Source organism: Luteibacter sp. TLI7-4A (assembly GCF_056754745.1).
This window is the reverse complement of the sequence record NZ_JBPGWO010000001.1, coordinates 3090727-3111380: the sequence shown is the minus strand read 5'-3', so window position 1 is coordinate 3111380 and position 20654 is coordinate 3090727. Positions and strand designations below refer to the sequence as shown.

At 67.1% G+C, this 20654-nt stretch carries 18 protein-coding genes; 11 read left to right on the top strand and 7 right to left on the bottom strand.

The window, feature by feature from the left end; translation table 11 throughout:
* Positions 1-33: 33 nt before the first annotated feature.
* The 4 genes from ACR9Y6_RS13690 to ACR9Y6_RS13675 are packed head-to-tail and all read right to left on the bottom strand — an operon-like array spanning position 34 to position 3338.
* Positions 34-522, bottom strand: coding sequence for a hypothetical protein (locus ACR9Y6_RS13690; RefSeq protein WP_481281775.1), 489 nt, complete (start codon positions 520-522; stop codon positions 34-36).
* Position 523: 1 nt separating this feature from the next.
* Positions 524-1870, bottom strand: coding sequence for a GldG family protein (locus ACR9Y6_RS13685; protein WP_481281774.1), 1347 nt, complete (start codon positions 1868-1870; stop codon positions 524-526).
* On the bottom strand, positions 1870-2625 hold the full coding sequence (locus tag ACR9Y6_RS13680; RefSeq protein WP_481281773.1) for an ABC transporter permease: 756 nt from the start codon (positions 2623-2625) through the stop codon (positions 1870-1872). The genes ACR9Y6_RS13685 and ACR9Y6_RS13680 overlap by 1 nt, the downstream gene beginning before the upstream one ends.
* Positions 2622-3338 (bottom strand): ABC transporter ATP-binding protein, encoded by a 717-nt coding sequence (locus ACR9Y6_RS13675; RefSeq protein ID WP_481281772.1) that lies wholly within the window; start codon positions 3336-3338, stop codon positions 2622-2624. Before ACR9Y6_RS13675 ends, ACR9Y6_RS13680 begins: the two co-directional genes overlap by 4 nt.
* Before the next feature lie 249 nt (positions 3339-3587).
* Between ACR9Y6_RS13675 and ACR9Y6_RS13670 the strand changes: the two genes are divergently transcribed.
* Complete coding sequence (locus tag ACR9Y6_RS13670) at positions 3588-4781, top strand: DesA family fatty acid desaturase (RefSeq protein WP_481282732.1); 1194 nt, start codon at positions 3588-3590, stop codon at positions 4779-4781.
* Between the two features lie 642 nt (positions 4782-5423).
* Here ACR9Y6_RS13670 and rpmG read toward each other — a convergent pair.
* Positions 5424-5588: a 50S ribosomal protein L33 gene (rpmG, locus tag ACR9Y6_RS13665; protein WP_036109728.1), complete on the bottom strand. Its 165-nt coding sequence runs from the start codon at positions 5586-5588 to the stop codon at positions 5424-5426.
* A gap of 12 nt (positions 5589-5600) precedes the next feature.
* On the bottom strand, positions 5601-5837 hold the full coding sequence (gene rpmB / locus ACR9Y6_RS13660) for a 50S ribosomal protein L28 (RefSeq protein WP_089981369.1): 237 nt from the start codon (positions 5835-5837) through the stop codon (positions 5601-5603).
* A 303-nt stretch (positions 5838-6140) separates the two neighbouring features.
* Here rpmB and secB point away from each other — a divergent pair, with 303 nt between their 5' ends.
* The 3 genes from secB (at position 6141) to ACR9Y6_RS13645 (ending at position 10803) form a co-directional block, all read left to right on the top strand.
* On the top strand, positions 6141-6632 hold the full coding sequence (secB, locus tag ACR9Y6_RS13655; RefSeq protein ID WP_306848085.1) for a protein-export chaperone SecB: 492 nt from the start codon (positions 6141-6143) through the stop codon (positions 6630-6632).
* A gap of 3 nt (positions 6633-6635) precedes the next feature.
* Complete coding sequence (locus tag ACR9Y6_RS13650) at positions 6636-7673, top strand: NAD(P)H-dependent glycerol-3-phosphate dehydrogenase (RefSeq protein WP_481281771.1); 1038 nt, start codon at positions 6636-6638, stop codon at positions 7671-7673.
* A 121-nt stretch (positions 7674-7794) separates the two neighbouring features.
* Complete coding sequence (locus ACR9Y6_RS13645) at positions 7795-10803, top strand: DEAD/DEAH box helicase (RefSeq protein WP_481281770.1); 3009 nt, start codon at positions 7795-7797, stop codon at positions 10801-10803.
* Positions 10804-11020: 217 nt separating this feature from the next.
* Here the strand turns inward: ACR9Y6_RS13645 and glk are convergent, their stop codons facing one another.
* Positions 11021-12061 carry a glucokinase gene (gene glk / locus ACR9Y6_RS13640; RefSeq protein ID WP_306848078.1) on the bottom strand — a complete coding sequence of 347 codons (1041 nt, stop codon included), beginning with the start codon at positions 12059-12061 and terminating at the stop codon, positions 11021-11023.
* Between the two features lie 224 nt (positions 12062-12285).
* Here glk and ACR9Y6_RS13635 point away from each other — a divergent pair, with 224 nt between their 5' ends.
* From ACR9Y6_RS13635 to hemB, 7 genes are all read left to right on the top strand, one after another.
* Positions 12286-13380: an ABC transporter ATP-binding protein gene (locus tag ACR9Y6_RS13635; RefSeq protein ID WP_481281769.1), complete on the top strand. Its 1095-nt coding sequence runs from the start codon at positions 12286-12288 to the stop codon at positions 13378-13380.
* 140 nt (positions 13381-13520) lie between these two features.
* Positions 13521-15827, top strand: a complete 2307-nt coding sequence (locus ACR9Y6_RS13630; protein ID WP_481281768.1) for a TonB-dependent hemoglobin/transferrin/lactoferrin family receptor — start codon at positions 13521-13523, stop codon at positions 15825-15827.
* Between the two features lie 10 nt (positions 15828-15837).
* Entirely contained in the window at positions 15838-16911 is a 1074-nt protein-coding gene (locus tag ACR9Y6_RS13625; RefSeq protein ID WP_481281767.1) for a hemin-degrading factor, read from the top strand.
* A complete protein-coding gene (locus ACR9Y6_RS13620; RefSeq protein ID WP_481281766.1) occupies positions 16908-17768 on the top strand; it encodes a heme/hemin ABC transporter substrate-binding protein in 861 nt (286 codons plus the stop codon). The genes ACR9Y6_RS13625 and ACR9Y6_RS13620 overlap by 4 nt, the downstream gene beginning before the upstream one ends.
* Positions 17765-18802, top strand: a complete 1038-nt coding sequence (locus tag ACR9Y6_RS13615; protein ID WP_481281765.1) for a FecCD family ABC transporter permease — start codon at positions 17765-17767, stop codon at positions 18800-18802. The genes ACR9Y6_RS13620 and ACR9Y6_RS13615 overlap by 4 nt, the downstream gene beginning before the upstream one ends.
* Complete coding sequence (locus tag ACR9Y6_RS13610) at positions 18799-19566, top strand: heme ABC transporter ATP-binding protein (RefSeq protein ID WP_481281764.1); 768 nt, start codon at positions 18799-18801, stop codon at positions 19564-19566. Before ACR9Y6_RS13615 ends, ACR9Y6_RS13610 begins: the two co-directional genes overlap by 4 nt.
* An 88-nt stretch (positions 19567-19654) precedes the next feature.
* Positions 19655-20644 (top strand): porphobilinogen synthase, encoded by a 990-nt coding sequence (hemB, locus tag ACR9Y6_RS13605; RefSeq protein WP_481281763.1) that lies wholly within the window; start codon positions 19655-19657, stop codon positions 20642-20644.
* Positions 20645-20654 lie beyond the last annotated feature (10 nt).

Below are 20654 nucleotides of genomic sequence, written 5' to 3'. Positions count from 1 at the left end.
CCGTCGGCAGAGGGGAGCGCGCCGTCCGCGTACCTACCGGGCGGTCGACGTGGTCGTCGGTAGCGAAGCCGTCCGCGGCGCACGCGGCAACGCCTGGGCAGGCACGAACGCGACCCGTCCCGCCACGCGCGCATAGCGCTGCTTGCCCAATGCCGTCATCTCCCCGAATTCGATGCGCGTACCGTCCAGGATCAGGATGGCCAGGGGCGGCGCCAGGCCGATCTTCGCCGCTTCGAAGCCACTGGCCGGCGTCCACGCCGACACCGGCGTCGCCGCCAGCGCGGCTAGTTCCTGTGCCCGTCCTTCGTCGACCGGACCCGCCGGGCTGGTCCAGTGTCCGTCGCGCCGGTCGAACCGTTGCGCCGGCAGTCCCTTCAGCTCGACTTCGATGCTTTGCACGGCATCCGGATCGAGCGGGGTGAGCGTGAACGCGCGCGCCTGGGCGTCATCGGCGTGCCACTGCCATGCCACGGCAGCGACGAGGAATACGAGCAGGGCGAGGCCCGCCAGCCTGGCTTTCACCTCATCGCCTCCGTCGTCGCCATGCGATGCCCGCGCCCAAGCCCAGGAGCACGAGTGGCAGCGCGACCAGGAAACCCAGCGTGACCGCATTGAGGCCCTCCTGGGAGAGCGAGATCACGCGATCCGGCGCCCCGCGGGCGGGCAAGTCCACGAGCACGTCGTCGCCCAGCAGCCAATCGATAATGCGCTCGCCCAGGGCGCGGTTGCCGCCATTGCCGACGTAGGTATTGGAGAGGAAGTCGCCATCGCCCACGATCACGGCGCGTTGTTCGCTCTTGGCCGGGCTGGGCGAGAGGCGGTTCAGGGCGAAGCCGAAGTCGAGGGGTCCCTTCAGTTCGCCCGCCTCGGGATGGAAGGCGACGGTGGAAGGCTTGTCGTTGTCGATGCCACCGAATGCCGTCCAGCTGCGCTCGCCCGAACGCAGGAAGGGCACGACCGCCCAATCGTGATCGGATACCTGCGCGAGCGCGGATACCTGGGGGAACAGTGTGGTGTCGCGAAACGCCCGGGTGATCGCATGGAAGGGGTAATCGCCGACCACGACGATGCGGGGGTCGTCGACGTTGAGTGTGCTTCCCTGGCCATCGACCAGCACGCCGGGCAGTACGCGAACGCCCAGCACGTCGGCGATGGCGCCGGTGCCGAGGTCGCCATTGCCGGGCTCGGCCATCCACAACAGGTTGCCGCCACCGCGGACATAGTCGACGAGCGCGCCGACGGTGGCCGCCGGAAGAGGAGCGCTGGGGCTGGCAAGCACCACCAGGTCGGTATGCTCGGGCACGCCCCGGGTCTGGCTGAAATTGAGCGGCACGGCGCGGATGCCGCGCCGCTCGACCTGGCTCATGAAGACACCGAGGTCGGCGTTGGCGTGTCCGTCGGCCTGGCGTTCGCCGTCACCCGTCACGAAGGCGACGATCCGCTGGCCACCGCGGGCGAGGCGCTCCAGGGCGTTCGACAAATTGCGTTCGTTGATCGGGCTTTCGACGCGTTCCTCGCGACCCTGGTAGCGAACCAGCAGCGCGCCGTCGCCGGCGATGCCCAGCTGGCGTGAGGCGGCGGGATCGACGTCGGGGTCGACGAAGGACAGCGCGAGGTCCTTCTTTTCGCGGATGTAGCGTTCGAGCACGGCGGCGATCTGTTCGCGCAACGGCCCGGTGGGTGAGATGTAGCCCACGACGTCGACCGGGCCGCGCAGCTTGTCCAGCACCGCGATGCTCTCGGGTGCGAGGCTGGCGCGCGCGCCCCGCGTCCAGTCGAAGGTCCATACGTGGCGCGAGCTGAGGAAGCCGATGCAACCGGCGGCCACGAAGAGGCCGAGCAGCACGAGCCAACGATCGAGGCGGCGCATCACTGACGCTCCCTGTCGGAAGCCAGGCGACGGATGGCGAGACTCAACGACAAGGCGATCGCCAGCGCGAACCAGGCCAGGTCGCTGGATGCAACGAGACCGCGCAGGAGGTTTTGCAGATGCGTCGCCATGGTGAGCCATTCGAGGAAGCCACCGCTGACGCCGGCCGCCTGCGCGCCGCGGTCGATCGTCCAGAGGGCCAGCGTCACGATGAGGGTCATCGCCGCGGCGATGGCGGGGAAGGCGGTCGCCGCGGAGCAGGCGATGCCGATCGCGGCCAGCGTGGCCAGCAAAAGCGCGGTGCCGAGGGTGGCCGAGGCGAGCTTGCCCCAGTCCGCCGTGGAGCCGAAGCCGACGACCAGGGGCATCGCCAGGGTGGCCAGCAGCCACAAGGCCAGCCACGCGAGCACGGCCAGGTACTTGCCGAGCACGATGCGCCATGGCGGCAAGCCCGTGGAGGCGAGGAGGGCCAGCGTGCCGGCACGGCGTTCGCCGGCAATCAGGGTCATGGTCATCAACGGAACGACGAGGAAGGCGAGCTTGGCCAGTTCGGCGAGCAGGGGGATCGCCACGAGATCGGTGAAGCCCGGGGCGTCGGCGACGGCGGCGAGCTTCACCTGGGCGCCGAGGAACTGGCCCAGCCCGAGCACGAAGGTCCAGGCCAGCCAGGCGATGGTCAGCGCGGCCAGCGCCCAGGCCAGCGGGCGGACGGCGAGACGCTTCAGTTCGAGACCGGCGACGGCGGAGACGCTCATGCCGCGGCCCCCGTGGCGATGCCGAAAAAGACCCTCTCCAGCGAGGCGCCACCGTCTTCTCCGCCCAGCGGCGCGTCGTGGCGCAGACGTCCTTCATGAAGGATGGCCACGCGATCGCAGACGGCGACGACCTCGGCGAGGACGTGCGTCGAAAGAATGACGGCCGAACCGGCCATGGCGCGCTCGCGGATCAGCTTGCGCAGTTCCCCCACCTGGATCGGGTCCAGGGCGTTGGCCGGTTCGTCGAGGATGATGAGGGCGGGGTCGTGCACCAGGGCGCACGCCAGGCCGAGGCGTTGGCGCTGGCCCTGGGACAGGACGCCGGCGAGGCGCCGGCGCAGGTCGCCCAGTTGCAGCCGCGCGATGATCGATTGCGCGGCCCGCCGCGCCGCCTGCCGGGTGGCCCCGCGCAGCCGGGCGAACGCGATGAGGTGCTCTTCCACGGAGAGTTCGGGCCATGACGGCGCGCTCTCGGGAAGCCAGCCGACGAGCTGGCGGGCAAGGGCGGGATGGGCGACGAAATCCCGGCCGTCGAGTTCGATCCGCCCACGGTCGGGCCGGAGCACGCCGGAAAGCATCGAAAGCGTCGTGGATTTTCCCGCGCCATTCACACCGAGCAGGCCCAGTACTTCACCGCGGTTCAGGGAAAAGGACACGTCCGTCACCGCTTCCCGGCCGGAACGACGTCGCGAAATGCCTTCGATATTCAGCATTGACTCGTGCTCATGCGACTACGTCGGCGATCGTCGCGCTATGCGTAGCATCTTGCGCCCAACGTGCGAGGCGGTCGTGATCAGTCTGAACGGGTGGACGGGAAGTCATCCGGCGATTGTGCGGAATGGGCTCGCGATCCCACAACAACTCCTTTCACAATTTGCCGCTTTCCGTGCTGGTGGGTATGGATGTTGCTGGTTAGACTGGACTTGTACGTCTCCTTTCACTTCCCGCGCGGTACCGACTCGATGCTCGACACCCTGCTCGATTTCCTGGCCAACGGACTCACCCGCGCAAGCTGGGGCGAGATGCTGGTCTATCTGCTCGTGGTCACCCAGCTCACCATCTTCACGGTGACGCTGTACTACCACCGCAGCGCGACCCACCGTGGCGTGGATTTCCATTGGACCCTCAACGGCTTCTTCCGTTTCTGGGGTTGGCTGACCACCGGCATGGTGGTGAAGGAATGGGTGGCCATCCACCGCAAGCACCACGCCAAGGTGGAAACCGAGGAAGACCCGCATAGCCCGCAGATCGCGGGCATCAAGAAGGTCTTCCTGGACGGCGTGGCGCTCTACCGCGAGGCCAGCTACAACAAGGCCGACATGGAGAAGTACGGCCGCGGCACGCCGGACGACTGGTTCGAGCGCAAGCTGTTCGGCCGTCACCCCTACTGGGGCCCGACGCTCATGGCCATCATCGATATTTCGCTGTTCGGTGTGATCGGTCTCGCGATCTGGGCGGTGCAGATGATCTGGATCCCCTTCTGGGCGGCCGGTTTCGTCAACGGCATCGGTCACTGGTGGGGCTATCGCAACTTCGAGAGCTCTGACAAGGCGACGAACATCTCGCCCTGGGGTTTCTGGATCGGTGGCGAAGAACTGCACAACAATCACCACGCCTTCCCCAGTTCGGCGAAGTTCGCCCTGCGCAAGTGGGAGTTCGACATCGGCTGGGCGGCGATCTGCAGCCTGCGCTTCCTGGGCCTGGCCAAGGTGCTGCGCGTCGCGCCCACCCTGAACATCCGTCCGAACGTGCACCTGCCTGACGCAGAGACGCTGAAGGGTGTGTTGACCCTGCGCTTCCAGGCCACCACCGACTATTACCGGAACGTGATCCTGCCCACGATGCGCGAAGAAATGGGTCAGGCCGGGGACAGCATCAAGTCCGTGCCGCGTCGCCTGCGCCGTGCGCTGGCCGATGGTGGCCGCTGGCTCGACAACGACGCCCGCGAGCGCCTGCAAGCCGCCCTGGCCAACCGCCCGGCGCTGCGTACCGTGTGCGAGTTCCGCGCCCGGCTCGTGGCCCTGATGGAAGAACGCGGTGCCGACAAGTCGCTCAAGGCCTTGCAGCAGTGGATCGTGGAAGCCGAGCAGAGCGGCATCCGCTCGCTGCAACAGTTCGCGCAACGGCTCAAGGGCTATTCGGCGGTGGGCGCGTAACCCTCCCGCATGGACTCGGTCACTGAAAACCCCGCCTCATGGCGGGGTTTTTTTTGCTTTGTGTCGTGGGGTGGGTGGGGCTTCCGGCTCGGCTTCGCCCTCGCGTTCGTTGCGTGGCGTGGCGGGGGAGCTGCCGGGCGCCACCCTCGGCGCGACGGTAGTCGCCGTCCCTTGGGAAGGGATGCCGCTGCGCGGCCGTGTTTGATGGCTGCGCCCCGGCGGGCTCGGACGGTCGGGCGGGGGTTTCCGATTCGCCTTCCTGGCTCAGCGGAAACGGCCGGCCGTCCAGGCCGGCCCCCTGCGGGCCTTCTCCGCCCGCCCGTCCTCGGCTCCTAATGTCGCGCCGAGGGTGGCGCCCGGCAGCTCTCTCGACCCTGGGGTGGGCTGGTGGGAAAGAGCACCGCTCGCCACGTATCGCGTGCCGCTCTCCGTGCTGCCTACCGCTTCCCGCCCGCGTGAGGGTGTTTCACACGGAGACGGCATCCGCCCGGGTCGCGGGCGTTGCTTGGGCCACGCGACCCCTCCGTGTTTGGGAGAGCCGTCGGCCGCCACCCCAACCACGGGCGAAGCCGGGCCACAAAAAAACCCGCCGTGAGGCGGGTTCTTCGAAGTCAGGAAACGCTGCGCGTTGAACGCGGTGCGTTACTTGATCTTGCCTTCCTTGTATTCCACGTGCTTCCGGACGACGGGGTCGTACTTCATGAAGACCATCTTTTCCGGCGTGTTCTTCTTGTTCTTGGTGGTCGTGTAGAAATGACCGGTGCCCGCGGTGGAAATCAGGCGGTGCTTATCGCGCTTGCTTGCCATGGTTCGATCTCCTTAGATCTTTTCGCCGCGGGAACGGAGGTCGGCCAGCACGGCTTCGATGCCGTTCTTGTCGATGGTGCGCAGCGCGTGGTTGGAAACGCGGAGCTTCACCCAGCGGTTCTCGCTGGCGACCCAGAAGCGGCGCTCGTGCAGGTTCGGCAACCAGCGGCGACGGGTCTTGTTGTTCGCGTGCGAGACGTTGTTACCGGTCTGCACACCCTTATTGGTGACTTGGCATCTACGGGCCATGGTGGCCTCCTCTAGATTCGTTGGACCATCCTTTGGCCAGGACGGCGACGGCCCAGCCGCGACCCGGGAAACGGGTCGCCACGCGATGGCTGGCGGGTGGAGCGCTTCCGCCGATGGGGCCCGCATCGCATGACGGGCCTGCCCGACGTGTCGGGTCGGCATAGGGAAGCCGGGCATTCTCTCAGAATCCCACACGCTGGCGCAAGCCGGACTGTGCGGCGCGGCGGGTTGTGTGAAACAATCCCCGCTTTCGTGCCACTGGCACGCAATCAGACCACACGACGCCTTTTCGAGGACCACGCAATGGCAGAAATCACCGCCAACGGCCAGGCCGGCCAGCCGCAGCTCGTGCTGCAGAAGATCTATGTGAAGGACGCCTCCTTCGAAGCCCCGAACGCCCCCCAGGTGTTCCAGGAAATGGGCGAGACCGAGGCCCAGCCCCAGGTCCAGCTCAACCTCGGCCACAAGGCCGTCGACCTCGGCAACGATCTCTTCGAAGTCGTGCTCAGCCTCACGCTCACCTGCAACCTGGGCGAGCGCACGGCTTACCTGGCAGAAGTGCACCAGGCCGGCATCTTCGGTATCGGCGGCTTCACCAATGACGACCGCGACGGCATCCTGGGCTCGTACTGCCCGAACCTGCTGTTCCCGTATGCGCGCCAGATGGTGTCGTCCATGATCCAGGAGGGTGGCTTCCCGCCGTTCCTGCTCCAGCCGATCAATTTCGATGCCCTCTACGCCGAACAGCAGCGCCAGCAGCTCGAAGGCGCCGGGGCCCATCCGCTCAACAGCTGAGCGATGAGTCCCACTTCCCGACCCACCGTCGCCGTTCTCGGCGCCGGGTCATGGGGGACCGCACTGGCCGCGCTCCTGGCCCGTAACGACGTCCCCACGCGATTGTGGGGACGCGACGCGGAAGCCTTGGCGGCCATGGCGTCGGCAAGGCGCAACCTGCGTTACCTGCCCGATCTCGACCTGCCGCCGGAGCTCGTATACGAGGCCGATCTCGCCACCGTGCTGCGCGGTGCCGACATCGTCCTGCTGGTCGTGCCCAGCCATGCGTTTGCCGCGTTGCTCGACCAGATCGTGCCCCTGCTCGATCCTGGCGCGAAGGTTTCGTGGGCCACCAAGGGGTTCGAAACCGGCACGGGTCGTTTCCTGCACGAACTGGTCGACGAGAAACTGCCGGGGCGGCCCGCGGCCGTGGTCACCGGTCCGTCGTTCGCCCGCGAGGTGACCGCCGGCCTGCCCAGCGCCGTGACGGTGCATGCCACGGACGAAGCCTTCGGCAAGGAACTGGCTGTGCTCCTGCACGCACCCAACTTCCGGGCCTATACGGGTAACGACATCCTCGGTGCCGAACTCGGCGGCGCGATGAAGAACGTCCTCGCCGTCGCCACGGGGGTCGCCGACGGCATGGAACTCGGGCTCAACGCGCGGGCTGGCCTCATCACCCGTGGCATGAACGAGATGCTGCGCCTCGGCGTGGCGCTCGGCGCGCGCGCGGAAACCCTGATGGGCCTCGCCGGCCTGGGCGACCTGGTGCTTACCTGCACCGGCGACCTGTCACGCAACCGGCGCCTGGGTCTCGCCCTGGGCAAGGGCATCCCGCTCGACGAGGCCGTGCGCCAGATCGGGCAGGTGGTCGAAAGTGTCGTCACCGCCGACGAAGTGGCAAGGCTGGCAGGGTTCCACGGGCTTGATTTGCCGATTTCGGCCGCCGTGCGCGCCGTGCTGCATGGCGAGGTCACGCCGGCCGAAGGTCTGCGCGCGCTCATGGGGCGCGAGCAGAAGGCCGAGTATCCGGTCGACCTGTTTCCGCACCGCCGCGGCTGACGGCCACGGCATCTCCCCGCTCGCTGAACCGGGGCGGTCCGTCGGGTAAAAAATCCTACGGGTTCCTTCTCCCGCCTTTGCTAAGCTTCCTGTTTTGGTCGCGCGGGCGGGAACGCTACGGATGCATCAGCCGGACGACAAGCGCAGGCGGGACGACACGGCGGGATCGCTCCCGCAGGCATGGCGGCGCGCACTCGACGAACCGGTCATCGCGGTGCCCGCCGATAGCATGGTGCTTGGCTTCTTCCTCGAAGGCGTCAACGACGACCACGAGCCGGCGGCCCACCTGGATGTCGCGCCCGTCCTTCTCACGGTAGGTGCGGACGGCCGTTATTCGCGGCCCTTACCGCTGGACAGCCGCCATCTGTCCGACACCTCGTTGACCGTGAACGAGAAGCGCCTCGCCGCCACGCTGCTGGGCTTGCCGCAAACCCTGCGCAAGAGCCGCAGCTACGCCCGGTTCACCGGCGCGCTGGGCGACCAGCTGTTGGCCGAGGTGCTCGACTCCGCGCCTTGCTTCTTCGGTGGCGTGGCCGGATTGCAGCTGTCACGGGGCAAGCCCCAGGCACTGCGCTGGCGCTGGCACCTGGAAAAGGACGGTAGCCAGAAGTTGCTTCCCGATGTTCCGGCCAGCCAGCGCCTGTTCCGCGTCGGCTCGCTCTGGTTCCTCGACGCCGAACATGCCGAGGTGGGGCTGCTGGAGAGCGCACCCGCTGAAACCACGTGGCTCGACCTGCCGCCCTTGCCGCCGGAACACACCGCGGCGTTTCGTGCGGAGATGGAGTCGACGCGCATGGGTCCGCGCGTGCCCGAGCCGCAGGTCTTCGGCGAGATGCGCCGTGCGGAGGTCTCGCCGCGTCCCGTGCTGGTCCTGCACGCCTTGACGCGCCACGCGCGACTGGCTGCCGGTACGCCGCCGCTGGCCTACGGACGGCTCGCCTTCGACTATGCGGGCGAGCGTCTGCCGGGGCGGGGCGGCGAGCCGCTGGTCCGGCGCGTGCGCAACGGCACCCTGCTGGAAATCAGCCGCCGTCGCGCGGAAGAGCTGGCCTCCATGGAAAACCTCGAGAACGCCGGCCTCAATCCGGCGGTGGATACCGAGGGATTGCCCTGGGACATGGCCGATACCTTGCCGGAAGACGCCTGGCTCTTCCCGGGCAAGGGATACGCCGGTGCGCTGGAAGTGAACACGCCCGCTCGCTGGCTGGCGTTGCGGCCCAAGCTCGAAGCCGATGGTTTTGTCCTCGAGTACGCCCCGAGCTTCCCGTTCGAAGTGCTCGAAGGCCCCGTGCGCTGGTATGGCCAGGCGCACGAGGACGACGCCGACCGGGCCTTCGACCTCGAGATCGGCATCGAGATCGAAGGGAAGCGGGTGAACCTGTTGCCCGCCGTGGCGCAAGCCCTGGCCGAGCATCAGCTCAGTCTGAGTCCATCGCCGGGCGAAGCCGAGGATTCGGTCTGGTACGCGCCGGTGGACGAGCGCCGCCGCGTGCCGGTTCGCCTGAAGGAATTGCGCGGCTTGCTCGCCCCGCTTGCCGAATATCTCGAGAAGCCGCGCCAGCAACTGCATTTGCCGCGCGTGCAGGCGGGCCGCCTCGAGGAACTCGCGCAAGCACTGCCCAGCGGAGGCTCGTTCGAGGCACCCGAACGCCTGCGTGGCTTCACCAAGCGCCTGCGCGAGGCGGCCGAACGCGCCAGCGACATCGTGCCGGCCAGCCTGCGCGCCGAGCTTCGTCCTTATCAACGCGACGGCCTGCGCTGGATGAACGCGCTCGCCGAAGCCGGTACGGGTGGCGTGCTCGCCGACGACATGGGCCTGGGCAAGACCTTGCAGTTGATCACCCACCTGCTGGCGCTCAAGGAAAGCGGAGGGCTCGCCTCGCCCGCCCTGGTGGTCGTGCCGACCAGCCTCGTTCCCAACTGGATATCCGAGGTCGCGCGTTTCGCGCCGGAACTCACGCTCCTGGCCTTGCATGGTCCTCAACGCGCCGAGACCTTCACGCGCATCGCCGAGCATGACGTGATCCTCACCACGTATGCGCTGCTGCCGCGCGACGTCGAGACGCTGAAGAAGCAGGCGTTCTCGCTCGTCGTGCTCGACGAGGCCCAGCAGGTGAAGAATCCACGCACGCAGGCGCGACGCGCGTTGCTGACACTCAAGGTGCCCCGTTGCCTGTGCCTCACGGGCACGCCGCTGGAAAACCACCTGGGTGAATTGTGGTCGCAGGTGGATCTCGCCGTGCCGGGGCTACTGGGCGACGAAGGCGCCTTCCGCCGGCACTATCGCCTGCCGATCGAGAAGCACCAGGACATCGAATGCCAGGAGCGGCTCAATCGCCGCATCGCACCGTTCATCCTGCGCCGCACGAAGGCGCAGGTCGCATCCGAATTGCCGGCCAAGACCGAGATCACTCGCCGCGTGGTGATGGAACCGAAACAGCGCGATCTCTACGAAAGCCTGCGCCTCTCCCTCGCGGAAGAACTGCGCGAGGTGATAGCGCAACGTGGCATCGCGCACAGCGGCATCGTCGTGCTCGATGCCCTGCTCAAGTTGCGCCAGGTATGTTGCGATCCGCGATTGGTGAAACTGGAAGCCGCGCGCGGCGTGCGCGACTCGGCGAAGTTCGAACTCCTGATGGACATGCTTCCGGCGCTGCTCGCGGAAGGCCGCCGCGTGCTGCTATTCAGTCAGTTCACCGAGATGCTCAAGTTGATCGCCGGCGAACTCGATCGCCGCCGGATCAGCTACGTCACGCTCACCGGCGAAACGCGTGACCGCGCCGAACCCGTGCAGCGTTTCCAGAACGGTGAAGTGCCCCTGTTCCTGCTTTCGTTGAAGGCGGGCGGTGTCGGCCTCAACCTGACCAGCGCTGACACGGTCATCCACTACGATCCCTGGTGGAATCCCGCGGCCGAGGCGCAGGCGAGCGACCGCGCGCACCGCATCGGCCAGGACAAGCCCGTCTTCGTGTACCGGTTGATCACGGCCGGCACGGTGGAAGAGCGCATCGAAGAGTTGAAGGCGCGCAAGGCCGAACTGGCCGATGCCGTGCTTGAGGGCGGCGGCAGTCGCGAACGCCTCAGCTTCGACGAAAGCGACCTGGACGCGCTGCTGGCGCCGTCCGCCTGATTCATTCGTGAGAGCCGACCATGGTGGGAGCCGACCTTGTCGGCGATCCCGCGGTAGCGGGCCAGGTCGAGGCAAGCACCCATCGCCGACAAGGTCGGCTCCCACAAGAGCCTCCCACAAGAGCCTCCCCCAAGAGCCTCCCACAAGAGCCTCCCACAAGAGGCTCCCACAAGAGGCTCCCACACAGCTTTCTTTCCCCGAGGGGAAGGCGACTAGCTCAACGACGCAGCGGCGTGCCGCCAGCCTCGACGATAGCCAGTGCGGTGCCGCCGATCAGGCCCGGCTCCGGATTCATGATCGCCTGGGTCGGTACGGTTTCCATGGTGTCGCGGAAACGGCCCTTGGCCTCGAAGCGCTCGCGGAAATTGCCCTTCTGGATCCACGGCAGGAGGATCGGGGTCATGCCGCCGGTGAGGTACACGCCGTCCCATGCGCCCAGCGTGAGCACGAGGTCGCCGGCGACGCTGCCGAAGATGCCCGCGAAGGTCTCCACGGCACGTCCGCACATCACGCAGCTTTCGTCCGTGGCGCGACGGGTGATTTCTTCCGGCGTGATGGTTTCATCCGGCTTCTGGCCGGAGATCTCGCAGATGGCGGTGTAGAGGTTCACGAGGCCGGCGCCGCTGATCAGGCGCTCGTTGGAGACGCGGCCATAGCGGAGGTTGAGCACCTTCAGGATCTCGATGTCTTCCGCGCTGTGCGCGGCGAAGCCGGCGTGGCCGCCTTCGGTCTGCAGCACGCTCACCTTGTCGCCACGGATCAGCAGGCCACCGACGCCCAGGCCGGTACCGGGGCCGACGACGACGAAGGTCTGCTCTTCCTTGCTGCCGATCTTCGGAATGGCCGACTTGCCTACCTGGACCAGGTCGCGGTGGCCGCTGGCGTCTTCCTTGTCGGTCATCAACATCACCGCCATCGACTGGGCGGCGAAGTCGTTCACCAGGTGGACCCATTCCAGGTCCAGCTCCTTGGTGAGGTTCTTCGCTGAAATGGCCCAGGGATTGTTGGTGACCTTCACCGTCTCGCCGTTATCGATACGGCCGGCGGCGGCGATGATGGCGCGTTGCGCCTCGTGGCCGGTTTCCTTGAAGTACTGCTTGGCCGCGTCGCCCAGGGAGGCGTAGTCCTTCACGTGGTAACGCCGGATGCTTTCCTGGATAAGTGGTTGATCTTCATCCGGATGCGCGATACCGAAGCGCACGTTGGTGCCGCCGAGGTCGGCGAGCAGGGTCGGCGCCGGGGCGCTAACGTTGGCCATGTTGTAAAACCTGTCGTGTCACGGAAGCACGCAAGGGTGCCTCGCGCGGGGGCTGGCGTCTAGTGAGGGCTTGTCCTGCGGCTCTTCACGAGGCCCGGGAATTCCGACACGCGACGGTGGAAACCGACACTTTGATGTAAACGATTACGTCGGCAGAATACCGCATTGTCCGGATCAATGTCAGGCATCGCCTGACAGACCGGAACCCAACGGGAGAGTAAGTGATGGCAGCGGTTCGCCTCGACAAGGTGCGCAAGGTATATCCGAACGGGCACGTGGCGCTGAAGGAGGCGAGCTTCGACATCGCCGATGGCGAATTGCTGGTACTCGTCGGGCCGTCCGGTTGCGGCAAGACGACCCTGCTGCGAATGATCGCCGGCCTGGAATCGATCTCCGGGGGAACCATGACGATCGGCGACCGCGTGGTGAACGACGTCCCGCCGAAGGATCGCGACATCGCGATGGTCTTCCAGAACTATGCGCTGTATCCGCACATGACGGTGCGCGAGAACCTCGGCTTTGGCTTGCGCCTGCGGGGTGCGCCGAAGGAGGAGATCGACCGTCGCGTGACCGACGCATCCGCCATGCTCGGGCTCGACGAACGCCTGGAGCATCGTCCCGCGGCCCTCTCGGGAGGCCAGCGGCAGCGGGTGGCGCTGGGTCGCGCGCTGGTTCGCGATCCCGCGGTATTCCTGCTCGACGAGCCGCTGTCGAACCTCGACGCCAAGCTGCGCCTGTCCACCCGCGTGGAGATCGCGCGTATCCACCGGCGCCTTGGCGCGACGATGGTCTACGTCACCCATGACCAGATCGAGGCGATGACGCTCGGCCAGCGTATCGTGGTGCTGAACGGGGGCGTCATCCAGCAACTCGACACGCCGATGAACCTCTACAACAAGCCGGCGAACCTGTTCGTCGCCGGTTTCCTCGGCAGTCCCGCCATGAATCTTTTCCACGGCACGCTGCGCCGCGCCGATGGCCTGCGCCTGGAAATGAAGGGCGGCTCGTTCGAGCTGGGCACCGATTCGCCGCTGCTGGCAACGCATCTCGACAAACCGGTGATCGTGGGCGTACGGCCCGAAGACCTGTTGACGGTGGCGGACCACCCGGGAATCGCGGAACGCTTGCATGCGCACGTGGATGTCGTCGAGCCGGTCGGCAACGAGGTGTTCCTCAACATGCGCCACGGCGATGACGAACTCGTCGCGCGCGTGCCGCCTCACACGACGATCCAGCCGGGCAACGACGTGGCCCTGGGATTCCAGGCCGAGCGGCTGCACTTCTTCGACCCGGAGAGCACCGCGCGTATCGACGTGTGAGTGCCGTCGCACGGGCTATTGTGAATAAGAACCATTCTTATTAAGATGCGCTGACCCGGCCGCCAGCCGGAGGCACACGACCTCCTTCGCAAGCTCCCGATTTGTGCCGCCAGGCACGACATCTGCGAAGGAAGCATCACGTGCTGCGAAAGAATGCCCTCGCCGCGCCGATTGGCGCGGTATTCCTTTGCGTCGCCGGCGTTCACGCCGCGGACGCTCCCGTGCGCGACGGCGCCGACGACCTGCCACGCATCACCGTCACGGCGATCGGCTCGGCGTTTCGTTTCGACGTGCCGGCGACAGTGTCGGTGATCGACCGTCAGAAGATGGACAGGCACCTCGTCGTCGACATACGCGACCTGGTGAAGTACGAGCCGGGCGTATCGGCCGTGGGTACCGCGGGACGCTGGGGGCTGGACAGCTTCAACATCCGTGGCCTCGACGGAAATCGCGTCGCCATCCTCACCGACGGCGTGGCCGCTTCGAGTTCATTCGGTTTCTCCACGACGGGCATGCGCGCCGGCCGCAGCTTCGTGGACCCGGACACGTTGAAAAGCGTGGAGATCGTCAGGGGACCCGCCTCGGCGCTCGACCCTTCCGATGCCCTGGGTGGCACGGTGCGCTACGTTACGAAGGATCCCGCCGATTACCTGCGCGACGGCAGGGATGTCTACGTGTCCGTGAAGGAACGCTATGGAAGCGCCGATCGTTCATTCGGTACCTCCTTGACCCTCGCGGGCGGCACGCCCACGAACGGCATCGTGTTCGTGGCCGATCACCGTGAAGCCCACGCACCGGACAACAAGGGCGGCATCGACAGTGCCGATTACCTGCGCACACGGCCCGATCCGCTTACCCAGGATACGACCAGCGTATTGGCGAAGTACGTTCATGTCGCGCCATCGGGGCGGGAAGATCGCGTGACCGCCGACCTGTATCGCAACGACGTGAACACCAACGTCCTGAGTGCTCTCGGCCAGGCCGGCACCACGCGGCTGTCGAGCGATACCGCGCAAGACCGCGCCACGCGGGCGCGCCTCTCGGTCGGACAGCGCTATGCGAACATCGACCTGGGAATCGCCGATCGCCTGGAATGGGATGCCTGGTGGCAGAAGTCCGAGACCGAATCGACCACGCGCACGCGGGCCAATGTGCCGTCGCGGGGTGCGACCTATGATCGTCTCTACCTGAGTGACCTGGACGAACGCCTCTTCGGCGGCAAGCTGACCCTGTACAAGACGGTGGACGGTGACGTCCAGCAGCGTATCGCCTACGGCGTCGAAGCGACGCGTACCACGCCGACAGGCCAGCTTGGTGGTGAAGGCCGGGACGTGCGCACGGGCATCGTCTCCAGCAGCGCACCGTACATGCCCGAGAGCTATCCGCTGCGTCTCTTCCCGCGCAACGACACCGACCGCTACGCCGTCTTCGCACAGGACGAGATCGCCTTCCTCGATGGCCGCTTGCGCATCGTTCCCGGCGTGCGTTGGGATCGCTATACGTTCAAGCCGGATCGCGACGACCCGTATTTCGACGGCTCGTTCGTGCAGGGTGGCCTGGGCGAGGTGCGCAGCAACCGGTTTTCGCCGAAGCTCGGCGTGACCTATGCGATGAATGACGCCATCGAGGTCTACGCGCAATACGCGCAGGGCTTTCGCCCGCCGTTGTACAACGAACTGGCGGTGGCGTGGGGGACGCCGCGGCTGTACGGCATCGTGCCCAATCCTTCGCTCAAGCCGGAAACGAGCAAGGGCGTCGAGATCGGCGTGCGTGGCAACGGGGAACTCGGATACTTCAGCGCCAGCGCCTATTACAACCGGTACCGCGATTTCATCTTCGGTGGTTACACCCTCGATCGTGGCCAGTGGCCGCAATGGGCACTCGACCAGAACCTGCTCATCGTGATGCAGGCGGTGAACTTTCCCAAGGCGACGATCAAGGGCGTCGAGGCCTCCGCCGGGCTGACCCTGGGTGCCTTGAGCGATGCGCTGCAAGGCTGGCGCATCGAAGGCAACCTGGCCGCGGCCAAGGGCGACAAGCAAGTCTACGGTGCCTCCGGTTGGTCGCCGCTCAACAGCGTGGACCCGCTCACCGCCGTGCTCGGCGTTTCGTACGACGCCAGGAGCTGGGGCGTCGAACTGATCGGCAAGGGCGTGCGGCGCAAGTCGCGCCTCGACAGCTCCACCGCTTTCCAGGCACCGGGCTACGCCACGCTGGACCTGTATGCGCACTGGAAGCCGACCAAGGCCCTGGAATTCAGCGCCGGATTCACCAACCTCACCGACCGCAAGTACTGGGACTGGGGATCGCTGCATGGAGGGGTGCTGGCCAACGTGGGCAGTACCGATGGCGGCGGCGTCGACGATGCGCAGGTGCGCAACGCGCAGATCGATCGATTGACCATGCCCGGCCGCGCCGTCGCGGTGTCCGCCCGCTACACCTTCTGAGGAAACGTCCATGCGAGATATCGAGACCTCCGTGTCCCCCCATCCGGACATCCCCGCGATGATCGGCGATTGGCACCGCCTGCGCCAAGCCGAGCCGGGGCTACGCGCCCGCGATGCCGCGCGCCGGCTCGGCGTGAGCGAAGGCGAACTCATCGCCGGCCGGGTCGGCGAAGGCGTCACGCGCCTGGAGGGCGACTGGCCACGACTGATCCGTGAATTACCCACACTCGGCCGGGTCATGGCATTGACCCGCAACGAGTACTGCGTGCACGAGAAAAAAGGCCGCTACGACCATGTCGACATCGGCGGCACGATGGGCATCGTGCTCGATGAAGACATCGATCTCCGGCTGTTCCTCCGTCATTGGCGCTATGGATTCGCCGTCCGCGATTCGTCGCATGGGCGCGAACTGGAAAGCTTGCAGTTCTTCGACGGTGATGGGCAGGCGGTGCACAAGGTATACCTGACGGAGCAGAGCGACCGACCTGCGTGGCGCTCGCTCGTGCATCGCCATACCGCCGCCGTGCAGTCGCCGTTGATCGATTGCGTGGCGGTGGACGATCCCTTGCCCGTCATGCAGCCGGATCACGCGGTGGACGTGGATTCGCTACGCGATCACTGGCGCGCGCTGCGCGATCCGCACGATTTCTTCGCCATGTTGAAGAAGCATGAGGTCACGCGGACCCAGGCCTTGCGCCTGGTCGGCGATGCATTCGCCACCCGGACCGACGAGGCGGCGGTACGCCGTCTACTGGAAGCCGCGGCCATCGGAGGAGAACCGCTGATGATCTTCGTCGGTTCCCCCGGCGTGGTCCAGATCCACACCGGGCCGGTGCACGACGTGAAGATGGCGGGGCCCTGGCTCAACGTGCTGGACGATGGTTTCAACCTGCATCTTCGCAGCGATGCGATCGCGGAAACCTGGATCGTGCGCAAGCCGGTACCCGAGGGCTTCGTCACGTCCTTGGAAGTGTACGCGGCCGATGGGACGCAGATCGTGCAGGTGTTCGGCAAGCGCAAGCCGGGCCTGCCCGAGCGCGATGACTGGCGGGCGTTGCTGGCGAAGGCTGGAGCGGACGCATGAACGCGCGCAACGTATGGCGCCTGGGGCATGTGCTCGCGTTGGTCTGGGCGTTGCTGGTGTCGTCAGGCGTCATGGCCGCATCGCGCATCGTTTCGCTCGGTGGCGACGTCACCGAGACGATCTACGCGATCCACGCGCAGGACCAGCTGGCCGGGGTGGACACGACGAGCACATGGCCCGCAGAGGCGACCAGGCTGCCCAACGTAGGCTACGTTCGCCAATTGAGCGCGGAAGGCGTACTGGCGTTGCGACCTGGCCTCGTGCTGGCGACCCACGACGCGGGGCCGGCATCGGCGATGTCACAGCTGCGCGACGCCGGCGTGCGCATCGAGGTCTTGCCCGTCGCCATGACGGCACGCGACATCGGCGAAAAGATCCGCCGCATAGGACAGCTCACGGCGCACGAAAAGGAGGCATCCGCGCTCGCCGCCCGGGTGGACGCGGGCTTCGCCACGCTCGCTCGCGCGGTGGCGGCGATGCCGGCGCATCCGCGCGCGGTCTTCCTGATGTCGACGGGGCAGGGCAGCCCGATGGCGGCGGGACGAGGGACCGCGGCGGATCGCGCGATCGCGCTGGCGGGCGGCACGAACGTGGCGGACGGTATCGAGGGTTACAAGGCGGTTTCGCCGGAAGCGCTGGTCGCGATGAAGCCCGACGCCATCGTCCTGATGAGGGAGCGAGAGGATGCGGTGGGTGGCATCGCCGGGGTGCTTGCATTACCCGGTGTGGCGGACACTCCCGCAGGACGGGCCAGGCGCATCTATTTCGTCGAAGGACAGGCCCTGCTCGGCTTCGGGCCCCGTACGCCGGACGCCGCGCTGGACTTGCAGGCGCGCTGGGCCGTGCCGGCGCCATGAACGCGGTGAGCCTCGTGTTGCCGCGTGTCCGCACGCGCCGTGGTGTCGCGATGGCGGCGCTGTGTTGCCTGCTTTTCGCCGCGGCGACATGGAGCCTCACTCGCGGCGCCATCGCGATTCCAACGGGCGACGTCGGCGGGGCGTTGGCGCGATGGATGGTTGGCGCCACGGCGGAGGGGGACGACAACGTCGTGCTCATGTTGCGCTTGCCGCGCGTGTTGCTCGGCGTGCTGGTCGGCGCGGCGCTGTCCAGCGGCGGAGCGACGATGCAGGGCCTGTTCCGCAATCCATTGGCCGATCCAGGCCTGATCGGTGTCTCCGCGGGCGCCGCGCTGGGTGCGGTCGGGGCGATCGTCCTGGGCGGCCAGTCGGGTTCGCCGCTGGTCGCGGGATGCGCCTTTACCGGCGGCCTGGCGGCGACATCGCTGGTGTACCTGCTCGGTCGCCGTCGGCCGGGGACCGCGAACCTGCTCCTGGCCGGCGTCGCCATCAATGCGATCGCGATGGCCGGCGTGGGCTTGCTGACCTACCTGGCCAACGAGAACCAATTGCGCGACCTGACGTTCTGGTCGCTGGGCAGCCTCGGCGGCGCCACCTGGACGAGGCTTGCCACGGTGGCGCCGTGGATCGTGTTGCCCATGCTGTGCCTTCCACGGGCCGCGTCCGCGCTCAATGCGCTCCTGCTGGGTGAGAGTGAAGCCGCCCTGCTGGGTTTCCGCCCCGAACGCCTGCAACTGTCGCTGGTGGGACTGGTCGCCTTGGGCGTGGGGGCCGCGGTCGCGTTCACCGGCGTGATCGGCTTCGTCGGCCTGCTGGTGCCGCACCTCCTGCGCATGGGCTTCGGTCCGGATCATCGTTTCCTCTTGCCGGCTTCCGCGTTGGGCGGCGCGATACTGCTGGTGGCGGCGGATGCGCTGGCACGCACGGTCGTGGCACCAGGCGAGCTTCCCATCGGCGTACTCACGGCCCTGATGGGCGGGCCGTTCTTCCTGTGGTTACTGCTGAGCCACCGGGTCGGCGAGGGCATCCAATGAGCGGCGGTCGTCTCGTCGCCTGCGCCATCGGTGTCGCACGCGGCGGCAAACCGGTTCTTCGCGATGTGTCGCTGACCGCCCGTCCCGGCCGCCTGCTCGTGCTGGTCGGCCCCAATGGCGCCGGCAAGAGCACCCTGCTCGCCGCGTTGTCGGGCCGGATCGTTCCCGATACCGGCCGGGTGACGCTCGACGGGCGCCCTGTGTCCACCTTGCCGCCACGCGAGCTCGCGCGTCGCCGCGCCATGCTCTCCCAGCGGGTCGTCCTGGAGTTCGGCTTTACGGTGGAAGAGGTCGTGGCGCTCGGACGAAGTCCGCATTCGCCCGATGCCGCGCGCGACGCACGCATCGTCGACGCCGCCTTGCGCGCGGCGCATGTGGGGAACCTCCGTGGCCGGCGCTATACCGATCTCTCGGGTGGGGAGCAGCAGCGCGTGCAACTGGCACGGGTGCTCGCCCAGGTATGGGGCGCCACGGACGAGGGCGCGTGGCTGCTGCTCGATGAGCCGGAGGCCGGCCTGGACATGGCCCATCAGCATTTCATCCTGCGTCGCGCGCGGGATCTCGCCGCGGAAGGCTTTGGCGTGGTCGCCGTATTGCACGACCTGAACCTCGCGGCGCGCTATGCGGACGAGGTGGCCGTGCTGGCGGACGGGAGGGTGCTGCGGCAAGGGACGCCGGAGAACGCGCTCGATGTCGACCTGCTTTCCGATGTCTACGGCATCCCTCTGCGGCGCCATGGCGGCCTGCGGATCGACGCCGCATAAGCTGTCCCCGCCCCTGCGACGCTTTGCCCGCCGGCGGCGGGGCGCCAGGGAGTAAAATGGGCGGATCGTCAACGTATGGGCACCTCCCATGACCTTCCCCGCTGTCCGCATGCGCCGCATGCGCCGCGACGCTTTCTCCCGCGCCCTGATGCGCGAGAACGTGCTCACCGTGTCCGACCTGATCATGGTCGCCTTCGTCGTGGACGGCGAAGGCATCCGCCAGCCGGTGCCTTCGATGCCGGGCGTGGACCGCCTTTCGATCGACGAACTGGTGAAGCTCGCCGCGGAATGCGTCGCCCTCGGCATCCCCGCACTGGCCCTGTTTCCCTCCGTGGACGGATCGGTGAAGACGGAAGATGCGCGCGAGGCATGGAATCCGGAGGGGCTGTTCCAGCGAGCGACGCGTGAGTTGAAGCGGCGCTTCCCCGAGCTGGGCCTGATCGGCGACGTCGCGCTCGATCCCTACACCACGCACGGCCAGGATGGCCTGATCGACGCAAACGGCTATGTGATGAACGAGCCGACCGTCGAGGCACTCATCAAGATGTCGCTGGCCCAGGCCGAGGCAGGCATGGATTTCGTCGCACCTTCCGACATGATGGACGGCCGTATCGGCGCCATCCGCGAGGCGCTGGAAGACGCCGGGTACATCCATACGCGCATCCTCGCCTATTCGGCGAAGTACGCGTCCAGCTTCTATGGCCCGTTCCGCGATGCCGTGGGTTCCGCGGCCAACCTCGGCAAGGGCGACAAGCACACCTACCAGATGGACGTCGGCAACAGCGACGAGGCCCTGCGTGAAGTGGAGCTCGACCTCGCCGAAGGCGCCGACGCCGTCATGGTGAAGCCGGGCCTGCCTTACCTGGACATCGTTCGCCGGGTGAAGGACACCTTCGGCGCGCCGACCTTCGTCTATCAGGTCAGTGGGGAGTACGCGATGATCAAGGCGGCCGCGCAGAACGGCTGGCTGGACGAGAAAGCCGTGGTCATGGAATCGCTGCTGGCGATGAAGCGCGCCGGAGCGGATGCCATCCTCACTTACTTCGCGATCGATGTCGCGCGCTGGCTGAAGGCCTGAGCAAGAAAAG

Coding starts and splice junctions, on each gene's coding strand:
- rpmG (WP_036109728.1), bottom strand. CDS start 5,588: ATGGCAAGCAAGCGCGATAAGCACCGCCTGATTTCCACCGCGGGCACC.
- ACR9Y6_RS13615 (WP_481281765.1), top strand. CDS start 17,765: ATGAACGCGGTGAGCCTCGTGTTGCCGCGTGTCCGCACGCGCCGTGGT.
- glk (WP_306848078.1), bottom strand. CDS start 12,061: ATGGCCAACGTTAGCGCCCCGGCGCCGACCCTGCTCGCCGACCTCGGC.
- ACR9Y6_RS13610 (WP_481281764.1), top strand. CDS start 18,799: ATGAGCGGCGGTCGTCTCGTCGCCTGCGCCATCGGTGTCGCACGCGGC.
- ACR9Y6_RS13685 (WP_481281774.1), bottom strand. CDS start 1,870: ATGCGCCGCCTCGATCGTTGGCTCGTGCTGCTCGGCCTCTTCGTGGCC.
- ACR9Y6_RS13650 (WP_481281771.1), top strand. CDS start 6,636: ATGAGTCCCACTTCCCGACCCACCGTCGCCGTTCTCGGCGCCGGGTCA.
- ACR9Y6_RS13620 (WP_481281766.1), top strand. CDS start 16,908: ATGAACGCGCGCAACGTATGGCGCCTGGGGCATGTGCTCGCGTTGGTC.
- ACR9Y6_RS13680 (WP_481281773.1), bottom strand. CDS start 2,625: ATGAGCGTCTCCGCCGTCGCCGGTCTCGAACTGAAGCGTCTCGCCGTC.
- ACR9Y6_RS13625 (WP_481281767.1), top strand. CDS start 15,838: ATGCGAGATATCGAGACCTCCGTGTCCCCCCATCCGGACATCCCCGCG.
- rpmB (WP_089981369.1), bottom strand. CDS start 5,837: ATGGCCCGTAGATGCCAAGTCACCAATAAGGGTGTGCAGACCGGTAAC.
- ACR9Y6_RS13675 (WP_481281772.1), bottom strand. CDS start 3,338: ATGCTGAATATCGAAGGCATTTCGCGACGTCGTTCCGGCCGGGAAGCG.
- secB (WP_306848085.1), top strand. CDS start 6,141: ATGGCAGAAATCACCGCCAACGGCCAGGCCGGCCAGCCGCAGCTCGTG.
- ACR9Y6_RS13670 (WP_481282732.1), top strand. CDS start 3,588: ATGCTCGACACCCTGCTCGATTTCCTGGCCAACGGACTCACCCGCGCA.
- ACR9Y6_RS13635 (WP_481281769.1), top strand. CDS start 12,286: ATGGCAGCGGTTCGCCTCGACAAGGTGCGCAAGGTATATCCGAACGGG.
- hemB (WP_481281763.1), top strand. CDS start 19,655: ATGACCTTCCCCGCTGTCCGCATGCGCCGCATGCGCCGCGACGCTTTC.
- ACR9Y6_RS13645 (WP_481281770.1), top strand. CDS start 7,795: ATGCATCAGCCGGACGACAAGCGCAGGCGGGACGACACGGCGGGATCG.